Annotated in this window: 1 protein-coding gene; it reads right to left on the bottom strand. The window is 47.9% G+C overall.

Translation table 11 applies throughout. The features are described from left to right. Positions 1-4 precede the first annotated feature (4 nt). The coding region (locus FPL22_RS17760; protein WP_162525368.1) for a hypothetical protein at positions 5-436 on the bottom strand (432 nt) is incomplete at its 5' end.

Genomic DNA, 436 nt, shown 5'->3' with positions numbered 1-436 from the left:
AACGTCAAAGATCAGACACGACCGCAGCTGGCGCGGAGCGTGCGACAGCACGATCCGTGACAGCTGTGGTCGTTGTCTGTAACGCTTGGTTAGCCTCCGTTTCTTCTTCGATTACATACGAAATAGTGACGATATAATCACCGCCATCGGCTGGAGAAATAAAAATGCTCCATACCGAATTCTTTCCAATCCCGCTCAAAATTATCGATGGCTTGGCTTCTTTCAGTCGTGAATTCCAGAAGGGTGCCAATTTCCTTTTGGTGGCGTCCGAAATCTGACCTAAAATCATTTGTGCTGCCGCATCTGGATTTCCGGTCTTGATCTTTATGCCTGTAATATAATCGGCGGCTACAATCTTCCGTTCGGTGCTAGTCTGCATCAGGGGCATCGCGCGCTCGCTCAGCGGATAAATACTGTATTTTTTTGGTTCGATGAA

It is taken from the genome of Rariglobus hedericola, assembly GCF_007559335.1.
GTDB lineage: Bacteria > Verrucomicrobiota > Verrucomicrobiia > Opitutales > Opitutaceae > Rariglobus > Rariglobus hedericola.
This window is presented reverse-complemented; position numbering and strand designations above follow the sequence as displayed.